13 protein-coding genes are annotated in these 17,212 nt (G+C 67.9%); 6 read left to right on the top strand and 7 right to left on the bottom strand.

Annotated features, from left to right (window positions below; translation table 11 throughout):
* The first annotated feature begins 356 nt into the window (after positions 1-356).
* From ppx to lpxH, 5 genes are all read left to right on the top strand, one after another.
* Positions 357-1,883 (top strand): exopolyphosphatase, encoded by a 1,527-nt coding sequence (gene ppx, locus AC5P9I_RS19850; RefSeq protein WP_049468166.1) that lies wholly within the window; start codon positions 357-359, stop codon positions 1,881-1,883.
* Positions 1,884-2,200: 317 nt separating this feature from the next.
* On the top strand, positions 2,201-5,125 hold the full coding sequence (locus tag AC5P9I_RS19845; protein ID WP_049468168.1) for a TonB-dependent receptor domain-containing protein: 2,925 nt from the start codon (positions 2,201-2,203) through the stop codon (positions 5,123-5,125).
* Positions 5,126-5,294: 169 nt separating this feature from the next.
* A complete protein-coding gene (locus tag AC5P9I_RS19840) occupies positions 5,295-6,440 on the top strand; it encodes a glycosyltransferase family 4 protein (protein WP_049468169.1) in 1,146 nt (381 codons plus the stop codon).
* On the top strand, positions 6,421-6,960 hold the full coding sequence (locus AC5P9I_RS19835) for a phosphatase PAP2 family protein (RefSeq protein ID WP_049468171.1): 540 nt from the start codon (positions 6,421-6,423) through the stop codon (positions 6,958-6,960). The genes AC5P9I_RS19840 and AC5P9I_RS19835 overlap by 20 nt, the downstream gene beginning before the upstream one ends.
* A 90-nt stretch (positions 6,961-7,050) precedes the next feature.
* Positions 7,051-7,797: a UDP-2,3-diacylglucosamine diphosphatase gene (gene lpxH / locus AC5P9I_RS19830; protein ID WP_049468174.1), complete on the top strand. Its 747-nt coding sequence runs from the start codon at positions 7,051-7,053 to the stop codon at positions 7,795-7,797.
* 54 nt (positions 7,798-7,851) lie between these two features.
* Here lpxH and AC5P9I_RS19825 read toward each other — a convergent pair whose 3' ends face one another.
* Positions 7,852-9,105, bottom strand: coding sequence for a zinc-dependent metalloprotease (locus AC5P9I_RS19825; RefSeq protein WP_049468176.1), 1,254 nt, complete (start codon positions 9,103-9,105; stop codon positions 7,852-7,854).
* 225 nt (positions 9,106-9,330) lie between these two features.
* Here AC5P9I_RS19825 and AC5P9I_RS19820 point away from each other — a divergent pair, with 225 nt between their 5' ends.
* Positions 9,331-10,788: a T6SS phospholipase effector Tle1-like catalytic domain-containing protein gene (locus AC5P9I_RS19820; RefSeq protein ID WP_049468178.1), complete on the top strand. Its 1,458-nt coding sequence runs from the start codon at positions 9,331-9,333 to the stop codon at positions 10,786-10,788.
* Between the two features lie 67 nt (positions 10,789-10,855).
* On the opposite strand, the gene AC5P9I_RS19815 is transcribed toward AC5P9I_RS19820, so the two are convergent.
* The 6 genes from AC5P9I_RS19815 to AC5P9I_RS19790 form a co-directional block, all read right to left on the bottom strand.
* The gene (locus AC5P9I_RS19815) at positions 10,856-11,680 is read right to left on the bottom strand and encodes a ferritin-like domain-containing protein (protein ID WP_049465906.1); all 825 of its coding nucleotides are present in this window, start codon (positions 11,678-11,680) and stop codon (positions 10,856-10,858) included.
* 9 nt (positions 11,681-11,689) lie between these two features.
* A complete protein-coding gene (purF, locus tag AC5P9I_RS19810; RefSeq protein ID WP_049465904.1) occupies positions 11,690-13,156 on the bottom strand; it encodes an amidophosphoribosyltransferase in 1,467 nt (488 codons plus the stop codon).
* Between the two features lie 30 nt (positions 13,157-13,186).
* Positions 13,187-13,966 (bottom strand): CvpA family protein, encoded by a 780-nt coding sequence (locus AC5P9I_RS19805; protein ID WP_049465903.1) that lies wholly within the window; start codon positions 13,964-13,966, stop codon positions 13,187-13,189.
* 46 nt (positions 13,967-14,012) lie between these two features.
* Positions 14,013-15,059, bottom strand: coding sequence for an SPOR domain-containing protein (locus AC5P9I_RS19800; protein ID WP_049465901.1), 1,047 nt, complete (start codon positions 15,057-15,059; stop codon positions 14,013-14,015).
* A gap of 81 nt (positions 15,060-15,140) precedes the next feature.
* On the bottom strand, positions 15,141-16,412 hold the full coding sequence (gene folC, locus AC5P9I_RS19795) for a bifunctional tetrahydrofolate synthase/dihydrofolate synthase (protein ID WP_049465899.1): 1,272 nt from the start codon (positions 16,410-16,412) through the stop codon (positions 15,141-15,143).
* A gap of 32 nt (positions 16,413-16,444) precedes the next feature.
* A complete protein-coding gene (locus AC5P9I_RS19790) occupies positions 16,445-17,089 on the bottom strand; it encodes a histidine phosphatase family protein (protein WP_049465896.1) in 645 nt (214 codons plus the stop codon).
* Positions 17,090-17,212: the final 123 nt, after the last annotated feature.

Below are 17,212 nucleotides of genomic sequence, written 5' to 3'. Positions count from 1 at the left end.
GCCCGAGCGACTCGGCCAGCTCCACGGCTTGGTGCTTGAACTCATCGGTGTAGCTACGACGGGTGATACGGGACATAAGGGACCTCCAAGTGCGATCAAAGTATCGCTTCTTGGCGTCCGCTGACGGGGGGCCAGATCAGTGAGCCGCATGGATGCGGCGACCAAGCCCCCATGGACGGGTTCACGGCGTCCCCTGCCATCGGACCCAGCCCGCCATCCCACGGATAGCCTGCTGTTGCTGTTGCTGTTGCCGTTGATTCGGCAGGTGCAGGGCGCAGCCCTGCCGCACTCCCCTCTTCCAATATGTGAAGGCCGCGCGGTGACGAGCACACCGCCCCTTCGGCTAACATTCGTCCATGCCGCATACCACCACGACTCCGCCCGCATTGCAGGATGGCGACCTGCTGGCCGCCATCGACCTTGGCTCCAACAGTTTCCACATGGTCATCGCGCGCTACACGCTTGGCCAGCTGCGGGTGATCGACCGCCTGCGCGAGACCGTGCGCATGGCCGATGGGCTGGACGGCAAGGGCGGCCTCTCCGCTGCGGCCCGCCAGCGCGCGCTGGAGTGCCTGGCGCGCTTCGGCCAGCGCATCCGCAATGTGCCGCCGCACCGGGTACGCGCACTGGCCACCAACACGGTGCGCCAGCTGCGCTCGCCGCAGTCGTTCCTGGTCCCGGCCGAAACCGCACTGGGGCATGCCATCGAAGTGGTCAGCGGCCGCGAAGAAGCCCGCCTGATCTACCTGGGCGTGGCCCATGCGCAACCGCCCAAGCCCGGCCAGCGCCGGCTGGTGATCGACATCGGCGGCGGCTCCACCGAGTTCATCATCGGCATGGGCATGCAGACCCTGGAGCGTGAAAGCCTGCAGGCCGGCTGCATCGCCAGCACGCGGCGCTTTTTCCCGGGCGGCAAGCTGAGCAAGAAGCGCTGGAAGGACGCGCTGGCCGAGATCGGCCGCGAGTTCCAGCCCTTCGCCAGCAAGTACCGTGCGCTGGGCTGGCAGGAAGCACTGGGCTCGTCAGGCACGCACAAGGCGATCAGCGAGATCTGCGCGACGATGAAGCTGAGCAAGGGCGCGATCACCGCCGAAGCCCTGCCGCAGCTGCGCGATGAACTGCTGAAGGCCAAGAAGATCGACGATATCCAGTTGCCGGGCCTGTCCAGCGACCGCCGCCCTATCATCGCCGGCGGCATCCTGGTGCTGGAAGCCGCGTTCCAGGCGCTGGGCCTGCAGAAGCTGCTGGTCAGCAAGGCCGCGATGCGCGAAGGCATCCTGTATGACATCGTCGGCCGCGCCGGCGAGAACGACCTGCGCGATGAATCGGTGGCTGCACTCAGCCAGCGCTACGGCATCGATACCGTGCAGGCCGAGCGCGTGCAGGAGACCGCGCTCTCGCTGCTGGAACAGGTGCAGGAACGCTGGCGGCTCGACGCCGACGATGCGCGCATGCTCGGTTGGGCCGCGCGCCTGCACGAGCTGGGCCTGATGATCGCGCACAGCGGCTACCACGTGCATGGCAGCTATGTGCTGGAACATTCGGACATTGCCGGCTTCTCGCGCCAGGAGCAGCAGATGCTGGCGGCGCTGGTGCGCAGCCACCGCCGCAGCGTGGCCAAGACCGCCTTCGACGCCCTGCCCGAGCGCCTGCTGCTGACCGCGCGCCGGCTCGCGGCGCTGCTGCGGCTGGCGGTGCTGCTCAACCGCGCCCACGAGGATGCCCCGCTGCCGGCGCTGGAACTGACCGCCGACGATAACCGGCTGTCGCTGATCGTGCCGCAGGCGTTCATCGATGCCCGTCCGCTGCTCCGCGCCGACCTGATCGGCGAGACCGACGGCATCGCCGGGCTGGGCATCCAGTTCCGCCCGTTCGTCGCCTGAATACGCTGCCCCGTGCCTTGCACGGGACCGCTCAAGTGACGCACTTCGCTGTCCCACTTTGCGCAGTCTGGCGGTTTTTTGTGCTGCTTCGCAACACGACGGCACCGTATCGCGTCCCGGACCTCTCACGTAAGCGCCTGCTTTTGTTCACGTTTCGTGAAGGCAGAAGGTGCCTCGTGACATAAATTGATACGAACTCTTTACAGAGCATTAACTAACGAGACTACTATCGGGTCACCGGCTCGGTCATCAACCCAGCTGGCTCCTTCGACGCCCACTTTGGCGTCTTGTGCACGACCTGAGAGAGAGAGCTCGCCATGACTTCACGCACCACCGCACTGGGGCAGGCCATCCGCTATGCCCTGGTTACCACCGCAACGCTGGCCGCCCTGCCCGCGTTCGCCCAGGACGGCAGCAACGCTACGCCCACCAACCTCGACCGCATCGAGATCACCGGCTCGCGCATCCGCCAGGTGGACGTGGAAACCGCCCAGCCGGTGTTCGCGATCAGCCGCAACGACATCGAAAAGCAGGGCTTCAGCTCGGTTGCCGACATCCTGCAGAACGTCACCGCGATGGGCAGCCCGACCATCAGCCGCGCCAATGCGCTGACCGCGGGTGAAAACGCGGGTGGCACCTACATCGACATGCGCAACCTGGGCACCCAGCGCACGCTGGTGCTGGTCAACGGCAAGCGCCTGGGCATCAGCACCTCCGGCTACCAGGACATCTCCACCCTGCCGGTGTCCGCCGTGGAACGCATCGAGGTGCTGAAGGACGGCGCCTCTGCGATCTATGGCTCCGACGCCATGGCCGGCGTGGTGAACATCATCACCCGCTCCAATGTCACCGGCGTGACCGCCAACGTCTACCACGGCCAGTACAGCCAGGGCGACGGCGCGCGTGACCGCTTCGACGTGGTCGCCGGCTGGAGCAACGATCGCCTGTCGCTGACCCTGTCGGCCGAGCACGCCGAAGAGAAGGGCGTGTGGGCGCGCGATCGCGGCTTCAGCAAGTACGGCATGACCGATCGTCATCCGTACGACAGCAGCAACTGGACCACGATCAGCCAGTACGGCCAGTTCACCGGTCTGCGCGGCCCGGGCTGTACCGCCACTGCGGGTTGCGGCTACTCCCTCAACCGCGGCGCGGATCCGACCAATCCGGCCAACTACCACCTCACCGATAGCACGCCGTTCACCGGTGACGTGAGCAACGCCAACGACCAGATGCACGTGATGTATCCGGTCAAGCGTGACTCGGTCTATTTCGACGGCCGCTTCAAGATCACCGACAACGTCAACTTCCGTACCGAACTGGGCTACAACCAGCGTGAGTCCACCCGCCAGATCGCGGGCTATCCGCTGCAGTCGAGCACCGCCGGTGTCGGCTCGATGTCGATCAACAGCTACTTCAATCCGTTCGGCCGCCAGCACGGTTACGCCACCCCGACCGCCGTGGCATGGAACCGCCGCACCTGGGAGGTGCCGCGCGTGACCACCAGCGAGCTGAAGACCTACCGCGCGGTGGCGTCGTTCGACGGCTCGTTCGAGATCGGCAGCCGCTACTTCGACTGGGAAGTGGGCTACCAGTACAACCGCAATGAACTGGAATCGGTGGCGACCGGCAACCTGCACAAGGCTCGCGTCGCCGGCGGCGTCGGCCCGTCGTTCTACAACGCCGCCACCGGCAAGGTGCAGTGCGGCACCGCCGCTGCACCGATCTCCTATGACGTGTGCAAGCCGTGGAACCCGCTGGTTCCGTACGGCACGACGGCGGCCGATGGCCTGTACGGCAACGAAGAACTGCAGGCGTGGCTGTTCCCGGAAGAGATCACCAAGGGCCGCACCACCTCCAAGAACTTCTTTGCCAACATCGCCGGCAGCATCGTGACCCTGCCGGCAGGCGACCTCGGCTTCGCGTTCGGCGTGGAAAGCCGCAAGGAAGAAGGCAAGTACACCCCGGATGCCCTGGCCCAGACCGGCGCGACCACCAACCTGGCCGCTGGCCCGACCGGCGGTGACTACACCGTCAACGAAGCCTACCTGGAAGTGAACGTTCCCGTGCTGGCTGATCTGCCGGGCGCGAAGGAACTGACCTTCAACGGCGCAACCCGCTTCTCGGACTACAACACCTTCGGCAACACGCTCAACAGCAAGTTCGGCTTCAAGTGGAAGCCGATCGACTCGCTGATGGTGCGTGGCACCTGGGCCGAGGGCTTCCGTGCACCGACCATCAGCGACCTGTTCGGCGGTGGTTCGGAGACCTTCGCGCAGTTCAGCGATCCGTGCGACACCCGCTTCGGTTCCTCGGCCTCCAGCGCGGAAGTCCGTGCACGTTGCGCACGCGACATCGCCAATGCGGATACCTTCCGCCAGCTGCGCCAGGGTGGCACCCCGGTGAACACGTCGACGGACGCGACCCCGGTGCCGTTCACCTCCGGGTCGAACCCGCTGCTGACGCCGGAAACCTCGACCAGCAAGACGCTGGGCCTGGTCTGGAGCCCGAGCTTCATCCAGGGCTTCAACGCCTCGCTGGACTGGTGGAAGATCCGCATCGACAACACGATCATCGCCGACACGCCGACCCAGATCCTGCAGGACTGCTACGAATCGGGTATCCAAGCGCGCTGCTCGCGCTTCCAGCGTGACCCGGTGACCGGCATCGTGACCAACCTGAAGTTCGGCAACCGCAACGCGGGCTTCATGGAAACCGAAGGCTACGACCTGGACGTGAGCTACCGTCTGGACACCCGGTTCGGCAAGTTCAACGTGAACTCGGCCACCACCTACGTGTCCAGTGCGACCTACCGCACCTCCAACGACAACTCGATCGTCCCGATCGTCACCAACGGCATCGGCAGCGCCTTCCGCGTCCGTTCCAACCTGGTGCTGGGCTACGAGCGGGGCAACTTCGGCGCCAGCTGGACCGCGCGTTACTATTCGGGCGTGAAGGAAACCTGCTCGAACATCGCGCTGTACCCGGACGAGTGCTCGGATCCGGGCGTGTACGCACCGTGGTACAAGGGCGCACGCAACTACAACGAGCGCGGCGCGGTCACCTTCCACGACGTGCAGGTGCGTTACTCGCTGCCGTGGGATGCCACCGTGTCGGTCGGTGCCAACAACGTGTTCGAGAAGTACGGCCCGGTCATGTACAGCAAGCCGAACTCGGCCTTCTCGTACTACGGTGGCTACGATATCGGCCGCTTCATCTACATGAAGTACCAGCAGCGCTTCTGATCCATCGCGCTGTAACGGAAGCATGACGACCACGGCCCTTCGGGGCCGTGGTTTTTTATGGGCCGCAGCGCCCATGCGGTGGCCGGCGCCGCCGTCATCTGATGGTCGCAAAGCGGTCATGTCGGCTACATCGCCAGGCCCGAGCATGCCCGAAACCGGGAGGCCCGCCATGCGCTATGCCATCGTCACCGAGACCTATCCGCCGGAAGTGAACGGCGTCGCTCTCACCGTACAGGGCCTGGAGCAGGGTCTGCGTGCAGCCGGCCACGAGATCGACCTGGTCCGCCCCCGCCAGTCCAGCGAAGCGCTGGATTCGGCACCCGGCACCTTGCTGGTTCCCGGCGCCGCGCTGCCGCGCTACCCCGGACTGCGCTTCGGCCTGCCGGCCCCGATCCGGCTGGGCCGCCATTGGCAGAAACAACGCCCGGATGCGGTGTACATCGCCACCGAAGGACCGCTGGGCTGGTCGGCACTGCGCACCGCGCGCCGCCTTGGCATTCCGGTCGCCAGCGGTTTCCACACCCGCTTCGACGAGTACCTGCCCGACTATGGCGTGGCGTGGCTGCAGGCCGCGGCCATGCGCTGGATGCGCCGTTTCCACAATCAGGCCGACGCCACCCTGGTGCCGACCCGCGAGCTGCAGCAGTTCCTCGGCGAGCAGGGCTTCGAGCGCGTGCGCCTGCTGGCCCGCGCAGTGGACAGCCAGCAGTTCGATCCGGGCCGGCGCGATCCCGCGCTGCGCGAGGAATGGGGCGTGGATGGCAACGGCCTGGTGGCGATCTATGTCGGCCGCATCGCTGCCGAAAAGAACCTCGGCCTGGCAGTGAAGGCATTCCGCCGGCTGCAGCAGATCCGGCCCAAGGCACGCTTTGTGTGGGTCGGAGATGGCCCGGCCCGCGAAAAACTGGCACATGAAAACCCCGACTTCATCTTCTGTGGCATCCAGCGCGGCGATGCGCTGGCCCGGCACTTCGCCAGCGGCGATCTGTTCCTGTTCCCCAGCCGCAGCGAGACGTTCGGCAACGTGACCCTGGAAAGCATGGCCAGCGGTGTGGCCACCGTGGCCTTCGACTACGGCGCCGCGCGCGAGTACCTGCGCAATGGCGAGAACGGCGCAGCCGTGGACAGCGACGAGCAGTTCATCGATGCCGCCGTGCGACTGGCCGCCGATGACGCGCAACGCCGCGAACTGGGCGGCAATGCCGCACGCGCGATGAAGCGACTGCATCCACAGCAGGTGGTGGCCGAGTTCGATGCACTGCTGGCCGAACTGGCACAGTCGCGGAGGAACGGCCATGCGCACTACGCCGCTTGAGCTGCTGGCCGGGCGCGAAGCACGCTGGTGCCGGCGCGCAAACCACTACTGCCGGCGGCGCCGCGTGCGTCGCCTGTTCGCGGTCATCAGCCGGCTCGGCGATGGCGTGTTCTGGTACGTGCTGATGGCCGCGCTGGTGATGCTGGACGGCTTCGACGGCCTGCGCGCCTCGGTGCACATGGCCGCCACGGGCCTGGCCGCGCTGCTGCTGTACAAGGGCCTCAAGCGCTGGACCCGGCGCCCGCGGCCCTATGCGGCCGACCTGCGCATCCGCGCCTGGGTGGCGCCGCTGGACGAGTTCAGTTTCCCTTCCGGGCACACCCTGCACGCGGTGTCGTTCACCATCGTGGCACTGGCCTACTATCCATGGCTGGCGCCGCTGCTGGTGCCGTTCACCTGTGGCGTTGCGCTGTCGCGGGTGGTCCTGGGCCTGCACTATCCTTCCGATGTGCTGGCCGCCACCGCCATCGCCATCGTGCTGGCTTCGGCCAGCCTGACCTGGTTGCCACTGCCGGTGTAAACCGGGGTCAGATCCCTGTTCCCCGGTGAGGGATCTGAGCCCGTGATGCCAGCGGCGCTACCGTCCTCCTTGATGGCCTAGAATGCGGCCATGACCACGCTGTTCATTTCCGACCTGCACCTGGACCCCAGCCGTCCGGAGATCACCGACCTGTTCCTGCGCTTCCTGCGCGAGCAGGCGCCCGGCGCCGATGCGCTGTACATCCTCGGCGACCTGTTCGAAGCCTGGATCGGCGACGACACCCCCTCGCCCGCCGCCGATGCGGTGGCCGACGCGCTGAAGGTGCTGTCCGACAGCGGCGTGCCGGTGTACTTCATCCGTGGCAACCGCGACTTCCTGCTTGGCGAGGATTACGCACGCCGCGCCGGCCTGCGCATCCTGCCCGACCCCTGCGTGATCGAGCTGTACGGCCGCCCGGTGCTGCTGCAGCACGGTGACCTGCTGTGCACCGATGACATCCCCTACCAGCAGTTCCGCGCGCAGACGCGCGACCCGGCGTTCCAGGCGCAGTTCCTGTCGCAGCCGCTGGCCGCACGCATCGCCTTCGCGCAGAAAGCGCGCGAAGCCAGCCAGGCCCGCCAGTCGGAAATGAAGCAGGGCGATCGCGCGCAGTTCGAGACTGTCACCGACGTGGCCCCGTCCGAAGTCGATGCCACCTTCGTGCGCCACGGCGTGGACACCATGATCCATGGCCATACCCACCGCCCGGCCATCCATACGCTGCAGGCCGGCGGCCGCGACCGCACCCGCATCGTGCTCGGCGACTGGTACGAACAGGGTTCGGTGCTGCGCGTGGACGCCCATGGCTGGTCGCTGGACACCCTGCCCCGCGGGTAATTCCCGCCGGCAGGAAATCCGCGGCCGCACAAGGCGGCCGCGGACAGTACGGACTCAGCGGAAGGCCGCGATGGTGGCCTTGGTGTTGACCAGCACGCGCTGGTTGTCGGCGGTACTGGCATTGCCCATCGGGATGCCGTTGTAGCTGATGTTCGGGTTGGACCAGTAGTTCAGGCGCGGGCAGCTGCGGGTGCAGTTGTAGGCCATGATCGTGCGCCAGCCGGTGCCGGTGGCCGGCTCGTAGCGGTAGCCATGCCCATAGGCATAGGGCGAGGTGCTCGAGTCGGTGGCGATGTCATGCCGTGCACTCTGCAGGTGGCCGATCTCGTGCGCGAACGAGTAGTAGCCGGTCGCGCAATCCCAGTACACCGCCGCGAACGCGGTCGATGCCGTCGAGCCGATGCCGGAGGCCAGCCCGCAGTAGGCCGTGTTGTTGATCAGCAGCACGCCCACGTCGGCGGCGGTGTTGTTGCGGCTGGTATGGATGCTGTCCATGTAACCGTCGCTGGTGCCGCGGAAGCGCGCCAGGTCGGTATCGAAGCTGCCCGACTCGGTGTAGCTGGTGGTCTCGTAGCCGGCCAGCTGCATGGTGATGCCGACGTTGCTGTTGACATAGCCCTGGTTGGACTCGGCCACCGCCAGCTGCACCAGTGACTGCATGTTGCCGCCGTAGGCGGTGACGGCGGCATTGGTCGCCACCACCAGCACGCGGATGGTGGCCGGCGTGCCCGACGACGCCTGCGCGATGCCGATGCGATCGTTGTTGCCCATCGGGATCTTCGGCAGCTGGTTGTAGTCGGCCGGATGGTCGGCCGGCATCCGCGATTCATCCACTTCCACCAGCACGTGGCGGTTGCCCAGCGGGCGCAGGCGGTACAGCTTGCCGTCCTTGCGGATCGAACCGGTGATGGTGTTGCCCGAGCGCACCAGGATCAGCGAATTGCCGGGATCGTCCTGCCCGGTGGACGTCGCTGCGGTCAGCTTGTCAGAGGGCGAACGGAACTGGCCATACCAGATGCTGCCGCCGTCGGGCAGCGCCTCGACCTTGCTGCGTACCGCCTGCACGCGCTGGCCGAGCAGTTCGAATTCCAGCTGCGGCTGTGCAGTCGCGGCTGCATCAACGCGCACTTCCTGTACCGTCGCGGTGGACGGGGTGGCCAGCAGCTTTCCCAGCGCCGGCTCACTGCTTGCCGATGCCCGGCTGATGACCGTCACCGGCTCGAACAACGGTGCCGCCTGCGCGGCCGCTGCGACCGACAAACCCAACACCAGGCCACCTGCCGCTTTACCAATCGATCTGGACAACATTGCGTCGCTCCTTGAATGATGTGAACAGCGTTGATGCAGCACGACCCGGTTTGCCGGGTTTGGCCATATGGCCTGCGCGGGTCGCGTGAATTCAATAGGCGCGAGGAATGAAAGTCAGGATTTGTGATCCACCGCAGCTGCGTTCAGTCAGGTCAAAAGCGTCACTACACTTCGCCAATACACCGCTTTCGCGCTACCGTGACGCGGCCACCACGGGAAATACACATGGCACCCTCGCAGGACACGGACGAAGATGTCGGCTTGCTGCGGATCGGCCTGTTCTTCGATGGCACCCGCAACAACGCACACAACCTGGCGCGTGGCCGACCACGGCCGCCCCAGCCGCGCCCGGCGCAGCTGCGTGCGGATGACGATTCGACCTACCAGAGCCGGCTGACCAGCAGCTACGACAACGGGCCGACCAACATCGCGCGCCTGCAGCAGCTGTACCCGGACAGCCGCACCGGCACCTCCGCTTCTCCCTCGTTGTCGATCTACGTCGAAGGTGTCGGCACCCGCGATGACGCCGACGACGATCTGATCGGACTGGCGTTCGGCATCGGCGCCAGCGGTGTGCGTGCCAAAGTGCAGCGTGCACTGCAGGTGCTGCTGCCGGCTGCGCTGAGCGCGCTCGCGGCACGCTGGCGACAGCCGCTGCGACGCGTGCAGCTGGATCTGTTCGGCTTCTCACGGGGTGCAGCGGCCGCACGTGACGTTGCCAACCAGGTGCAGGCCTGGGATGGCGCGCACTGGCGCCAGCTGCTGCAGGGCGCCGGCCTGGCGTGCACTGCGGACTTTGATTGCGCCGATCCGGTGCTGCGCTTCATCGGCCTGTTCGACACCGTGGTGGCGGTCAACGGCGGGCGTGCCGATGAACAGCCCCGCGTCGCGCTGCGGCCCGGCGTTGCCAGGCAGGTGCTTCAGCTGTGTGCGCGCGACGAGCACCGCCAGCACTATCCGCTCACCAGCGTCGCGCCGCCCTTTGCCGAGATCGCGCTGCCTGGCGTGCACGCCAACATCGGCGGCGGCTACAACCAGCTCGACGAAGGGCCCAAGCTGCTCAGCCGTCCGCGCCGGCAGATGCTGCGCCGCGCGGGCGTGGCCGACTACCAGACGCCACCGCTGGCGGTCCTGCAGGCGACCACCGCCTACGCCGAGGCACAGGCCGACGCCGAGCGCTGGCGGCAGCAGCTGGGCGTGGACGAAAAGGAAGTGTGGGTGGATGTCTGGCACCAGTGGCAGCAGCAGCGGCGCGCCGGCAGCCGCAGCGTGCTGCTGTCACCGGTGCTGTACGTGACGGCCGCCGTGGTACTGCGGCGGCGCATCGACTGGCGCTACCAGCTGATCGCGCTCCAGGTGATGCAGCAGCATGCCATCGATGCCGGCGTGACCTGGCGCGCCAGCGCTGCCGGGGTTCCCGGCTGGGAACTGCCGTCGGCCCTGCAACCGATCGCACGGCGGCTGGTGGCCGGCCAGGCGTTGACCCAGCCCCAGGAGGCACTGTTGCGGCGACGCTACCTGATGCAGTCGGCGCACTGGAATTTCGACGCACTGGGCGACACCGCCCTGACCTATGCCGCCGACGCCGGTGTCAGCGAGCTGCCGTATCGGCCCGGCCCCGGCCTGTTCTACATCAACCGGCCCACCGTGGATGGCAAGCGCGTGGTGCTGCCCAACGCATGAAAAAGGGGACGGAGGGGATTAAGTCGTTTGTGGCACAAACGACTTAATCCCCTCCGTCCCCTTTTCTTCAACCGGCCTGTTCGACCAGGTTGGCCAGCTCATCGGCGTCGAAGCCGGCCAGCAGGCGCGCTTCGATGTTGAACGGCCCGTGCAGGTAGCCGCCGGCGTATTCCACCAGCAGCGCCTTGAACCGTGCGCGCGGTTCAACGCCGGCGCGGTCGCAGTACCAGCGGTACCAGCGCGAACCGGCGGCAACATGCGCCACTTCCTCACGCAGGATCACTTCCAGTACGTCGGCGGTTTCGCCATCACCGACGTTGCGCAGCTTCTCGATCATGCCCGGGGTGACGTCCAGGCCGCGCGCTTCCAGCACGCGCGGTACCAGCGCCATGCGCGCCAGGCCGTCATGCGCGGTCTTTTCGCACATTTCCCACAGGCCGTTGTGCGCGGGGAAATCAGCGTAGTCGTGGCCGTGCGCCTGCAGGCGCTCGCGCAGCAGCATGAAGTGCCGTGATTCGTCGTCGGCACAGCTGACCCAGTCGGCATGGAACGCCGCTGGCAGACCGCGGAAGCGGTACACCGCGTCCCAGGCCAGGTCGATCGCATTGAGTTCGATGTGGGCGATGGCGTGGATGAAGGCCGCTCGCCCTTCCACGCCGCCCAGTCCACGCCGCGGCACGTCGCGCGGATGCACCAGCACCAGCTGCGCCGGCCGGCCGGGCATGCGGATCGGTTCCGGCGGCGGCGCATCGGCGGCCACCTTCAGGCGGCCGGCACGGAACGCGGCGGCATAGGCCTGGGTCAGCGCGACCTTGCGCAGCGGGTCGGCCTCGACCAGGCACTGCTGCGCCGCGCGCAGCAGGTCACCTCCGGCATCGGGCACCGCGACCACGCCTGGACCTCAGGCGCGGCGCTTGTGCTTGGCGTCGTCCGAACGCAGCTGCTGGATGCGCTCGAAGTAGCCTGGCTCGATACCGGTCGGGTAGTGGCCGTTGAAGCAGGACGAATCGAAACTGCGCAGCGCCGGGTTGCCCTCGCTCACCGCCGCTTCCATGTCCTCGATGTCCTGGTAGATCAGCCAGTCGCACCCCAGGTGGGCCTCGATCTCTTCCACGCTGCGGTTGTGCGCGACCAGCTCTTCGGCCGCCGGCATGTCGATGCCGTAGATGTTGGGATAGCGCACCGGCGGTGCCGCGCTGGCCAGATAGACCTTGCGCGCGCCGGCATCACGGGCCATCTGCACGATCTGCTGGCTGGTGGTGCCACGCACGATCGAGTCGTCCACCAGCAGCACCACGCGGTTGCGGAACTCCAGGTGGATCGGGTTGAGCTTGCGGCGCACCGACTTCACGCGTTCCCCCTGCCCCGGCATGATGAAGGTGCGGCCGATGTAGCGGTTCTTGATGAAGCCTTCGCGGTACTTCACCCCGAGCACGTTGGAAATCTCCAGCGCGGCGTCGCGCGAGGTATCCGGGATCGGGATGATGGTGTCGATGTCGTGGTCCGGGCGCAGGCGCAGGATCTTCTCGCCGAGCTTGATGCCCATGCGCATGCGCGCCTTGTGCACCGAGACGTTGTCGATCATCGAGTCCGGGCGCGCGAAGTACACGTACTCGAAGATGCACGGAGTGTGCTCGACCGGCTCGGCGCAGATCTCCGAGAACAGCTCGCCGCGTGCAGTGATCACCAGCGCTTCGCCCGGCTGCACGTCACGCACGCGCTGGAAGCCCAGCACGTCCAGCGCCGCCGACTCGGACGCCACGATGTACTCGTCGCCCTCGGCATGGCTGCGCTTGCCCAGCACCAGCGGACGGATGCCATGCGGGTCGCGGAAGGCGACCAGGCCCAGGCCCAGCACCACGCTGACCACCGCATAGCCGCCCTTGCAGCGCCGATGCACGCCGGCCACCGCACGGATCGCGGCTTCCGGGCTGAGCTGGCGCTGCTGCTCCAGTTCGTAGGCGAACACGTTCAGCAGCACTTCGCTGTCCGAATCGGTGTTGACGTTGCGGCGGTCCTGTTCGAACACCTGCTGGCGCAGCGCCTCGGTGTTGATCAGGTTGCCGTTGTGGGCCAGCGCGATGCCGTACGGCGAATTGACGTAGAACGGCTGTGCCTCGTCCATGCCTTCCGAGCCCGCGGTCGGGTAGCGCACGTGGGCAATGCCGACGCTGCCTTCCAGGGTGGACATGGTGCGGGCGTCGAACACATCGCGGACCAGCCCGGTGGCCTTCTGCACGCGCAGGCGGCTGCCACTGGCGGTGGCGATGCCTGCCGCGTCCTGGCCGCGGTGCTGGAGAACGGTCAAGCCGTCATACAACTGCCCGGCGACGTTCTGGTTGCCGACGATTCCGACGATGCCACACATGGTGCGAGGTCTCCGCTGGGCTGTGCCCAGTTACAAGGAAGGTGGCCGTACCTGGCCGCGGTGGTCGCCGCGCCTGCGGTCGACGTTGGCCGGATCGCCCGGCTCGATACTGTCCGGCAGTGCTGGGGCGTCCGGGCGCACTTCGGCCGGATCGTATGCATCGCCCTGTTCCGCTTTCGCGGGCCGCAGCCATCCGCCGCCCGCCACCACCTGGTTGAGGATGCCATTATCGCCTGCCTCGCCCGGCTTTCCCAACCCGGCGCCCGCGTTCTTCCCCAACTCCATCAGTGCAGATGGGGACAGCATGTCGGTGGGCAAGGCCTTGGGCAGCATATCGGCGCCGGGCACCTGCCAGTGCGGCAGCTTGCCGTTCATCCAGGCGACGGCCGGATTCAGCACCGGGCGTACCGCCGAACGCTTCCAGGACGGCTCGGCGGTCAGCGGCGTGAAACCCGCCAGCAGTACCAGGATCGCCGCGATCAGGCCGCCGCGCACGGCGCCCAGCACGCCGCCCAGCAGGCGGTCCAGGCTGGTCAGCATGCTGCGGTGGATCATCGCCTTGATGACCATGCCGATCACCGCGACCACGATCATCACGCCGATGCCCACGCCCAGGTAGCCGCCAACGAAGTGCTCGCCGCCGGGCGCGGCCGGGGCCGCCCACCAGCGCGCGGCGTCGCTGCCGAAGGCGAAGGCCGCCCATGCGGCCAGCAGCCACGACAGCGTGCCGATGACGATGCCAACAAAGCCGCGCAGCATCCCCAACAGGGTCGAGGCGGCGATCACGATGAGCAGCACCACGTCGATCATGGCGCCCCGCTCCTTCGGCGGCGCTGGCAACGGGCCTGCGCGTCGGTCATGGGTGCGGTCGGACCATGCCGGCGACGCCGACCTTGGCAGCGACCTGCGCCTTCAGCTGTTCGGCATCCGCGCGGTTGGCCACCGGACCCACGCGGACGCGATGCAGGGTGCCCTTTTCGGTGCGCACCTGCTCGACGAACGCACTGAAGCCGGCGGCGCGGACCTTGTCGCGCAGCGCAGCGGCATCGCTGGCCTGGCCGAACGCGCCCAGCTGCACGGCGAAGCCGACGCCACTGGCCGCCGGTGCGGCCGGCGTGGCCGGCGCCGTGGCCGGCTTGCTGGCGGTGGCCTCAGGCTTCGGTTCCGGCTTGGCCTCAGGCTTCGGCGCCTCAGGCTTCGGCGCCGGCTTGGCCGGCTCCGGCTTGGTGGCCGGCGGCGTAGTCACGGTCGCCGTGCTCGGCGGCAGGCTTTCGCTGCGCACCGGGTTGCTGGTGGCCGACGGGCTGGTCGCTGCGGCCGGTGTGCTGGCCGCCGGTGCCGGTGTGGCAGCGACCGCGGCACTGTTGCCTGCGGCCGCATCCAGCGTGATGACTTCGGCCTTCACGTCGGCGCGGATCTTCACTGCCTGCAGGCGGGCGGCCTCGGCCTGGGCACGGTCGGCATACGGCCCGACGCGCACGCGCCACGCCTGGCGCCCGCTGATGGTGGTCGCTTCTGCGAAGCCCGGCAGCTGCGAGCGCTGCAGGTAGGCGATCACCGCATCGGCGTCGGCCTTGCTGCCGTATGCGCCAAAGGTGACCGCGAAGTTGCCCGCGGCAACGGCCGGGGAAGTGTCCACGGTCGGCGGCGTGGCCGGCGCGGCCGCTTCCTGCAGTGGCTTGGCCTGCCCGGTCTGCAGTCCGGTGGCGCCACCGGCCGGGGCGACCAGCGGCAGCTCACGGGTCTCGAACTGGCCATCGGCCGGCGCATCCGGCGCGGCGATCGGCACCGAGGCCACGCCACTGTCCGGTGCCGGACCCTTGACCAGCATCGGCAGGAAAATCACGGCCAGCGCCACCAGCACGATGGCACCAATCAGACGCTGTTTCAGAGGCGTATCCACGTGAGGCAGGCAACGGTCCGGAGATTGCCGTCGATTATACGGGTGCCGGACCGGCCGGCGTCGGCATTGGCTGAACGCGGATCAGGCGGCGCCCTGCAGCCAGCGCAGCGCGGCCGCAGCGGTATGGAACGAGCCGAAGACCAGGACGCGGTCGCCGCGCCCGGCCTGGGCCAGGACCTGGGCCAGTGCCTGTTCGACGGAACCGGCCAGCTGCGCACCGGCGGCGGCGGTGCCGGCCAGGCGCGCCTGCAGCTGCGCCGCGCTCTGCCCACGCGGGCCGTCCAGGCCGGCCAACGTCCACGCGCCCACGACGTCCTGCAGCGCCTGCACCACGCCCGCCGCGTCCTTGTCCTGCAGCGCGGCGTACACCGCCAGCGTGCGCCCGGCCGACACATCGGCCTTCAATGCGCGTGCCAGCTGACCGGCGGCCTGCGGGTTGTGGCCGACATCGACGCGGATCTGCACACCGTCGCGCTCGAACGCCTGCAGGCGGCCGGAGATCCGCGCCGCCGCGATACCGGCCGCCCACGCCGCACGCGGCACCGGCTTGTCCAGCGCGCGCAGCGCGGCGATGGCGGCACCGGCGTTGGCCAGCTGGATCGGGCCGGCCAGGGCCGGGGTCGGCAGTTCCATGCGCAGGCCGACATCGCGCCAGCGCCAGCGCTGGGCATCGATCGGTTCGTAGAAGTAATCGCTGCCGCCGCGGATCGCATTGGCGCCGACCAGGTAGGCGCGGCGCAGCACGCTCGATGGCGGGTCGGTTTCACCCAGGATCACCGGTTTCCAGCCACGGATGATGCCGGCCTTCTCGGTGCCGATCGCTTCGCGGTCCTCGCCCAGCCACTCGGCATGGTCGATGTCCACGGTGGTGATCACCGCCACGTCGGCGTCGACGATGTTGACCGCATCCAGGCGACCGCCCAGGCCCACTTCCAGCACCGCCAGGTCCAGCTCTGCGTCGGCGAACAGGTGCAGGGCGGCCAGCGTGCCGTACTCGAAATAGGTCAGCGTGGTCTGGCCACGCGCGGCCTCGACCGCATTGAACGCAGCGACCAGCGCCGCATCGTCCACGTCCTGGCCGTCGATGCGCACGCGCTCGTTGTAGCGCAGCAGGTGCGGCGAGGTGTACGCGCCGACCTTCCAGCCAGCGGCGCGTGCAATGGCTTCGATGAAGGCCACGGTCGAGCCCTTGCCGTTGGTGCCACCGACCACGATGGTGCGTTTGGCCGGCGCCCCCAGGCCCATCGTCGTGGCCACGGCGCGCACGCGCTCCAGGCCCATGTCGATGCTCGCCGGATGCTGGCGTTCAATGTAGTCCAGCCAGTCGGCCAGGGTGGTCGGGGTGTTCGTCACGGCAGCGGTTCCAGCAGAAGCAGGGGGATGGATCAGAGAGCGCGATGCTTGGCTTCGCCGAAGAATGGCGTGTGGTGGGCGCAGTCGTTCAGGCGCACCACTTCCAAGCTGTCCAGGTCGGCGCCTTCGAGCAGGTTGAGCGTGGTCGGTGCCTGGCGGAAGGTCCACAGCCGGGAAATCGGCAGCCCCAGCACCTTGCACAGGATCACGCGGTTCACCGCGTCGTGGGCGACCACCAGCAGGGTGTCGTGCTCACCAAGGCCTTCGGTGGCGCGGGCCAGGCCGCGCCAGCTGCGCTCCAGCACCAGGCGCAGCGACTCGCCGCCGGGCATCAGCACGGTATCCGGTTCCTCGCGCCACGCTTTCAGGCGTGAGGGATCCTTCTCATGGATCTCACTGGCCAACAGCCCTTCCCATTCGCCGTGGGCGATTTCCTGCAGTTCCGGTTCGGTCTGCAGCATCCCGGCACGGGCGGCGCCGAGCGCCAGCTGCGCGGTGCGCTGCGCGCGTGACAGCGGCGAGGCGACGGCACGGGTGATGTCCACCGAGGCCAGGCGCGCGCCGAGGGCCTGGGCCTGGGCTTCGCCGATCGGCGAAAGCGGGATGTCGATCTGGCCCTGGTAGCGGCCTTCGGCGTTCCACGGCGTTTCGCCGTGGCGGGCAAGCAGGATGCGCATGCGTGCAAGGGGTCCTGGGGGAGGAGGTTCCGCGTTTCGTTCACATCCTGTGAAGTGCGCGGAACAGGGATGATACCTGTTCGGCGCGCCGGGCCGGGCCGGGCATGAAAAAACCCCGCGACG

This window comes from Stenotrophomonas sp. YJH_SMC_29, assembly GCF_059371235.1.
This window is presented reverse-complemented; position numbering and strand designations above follow the sequence as displayed.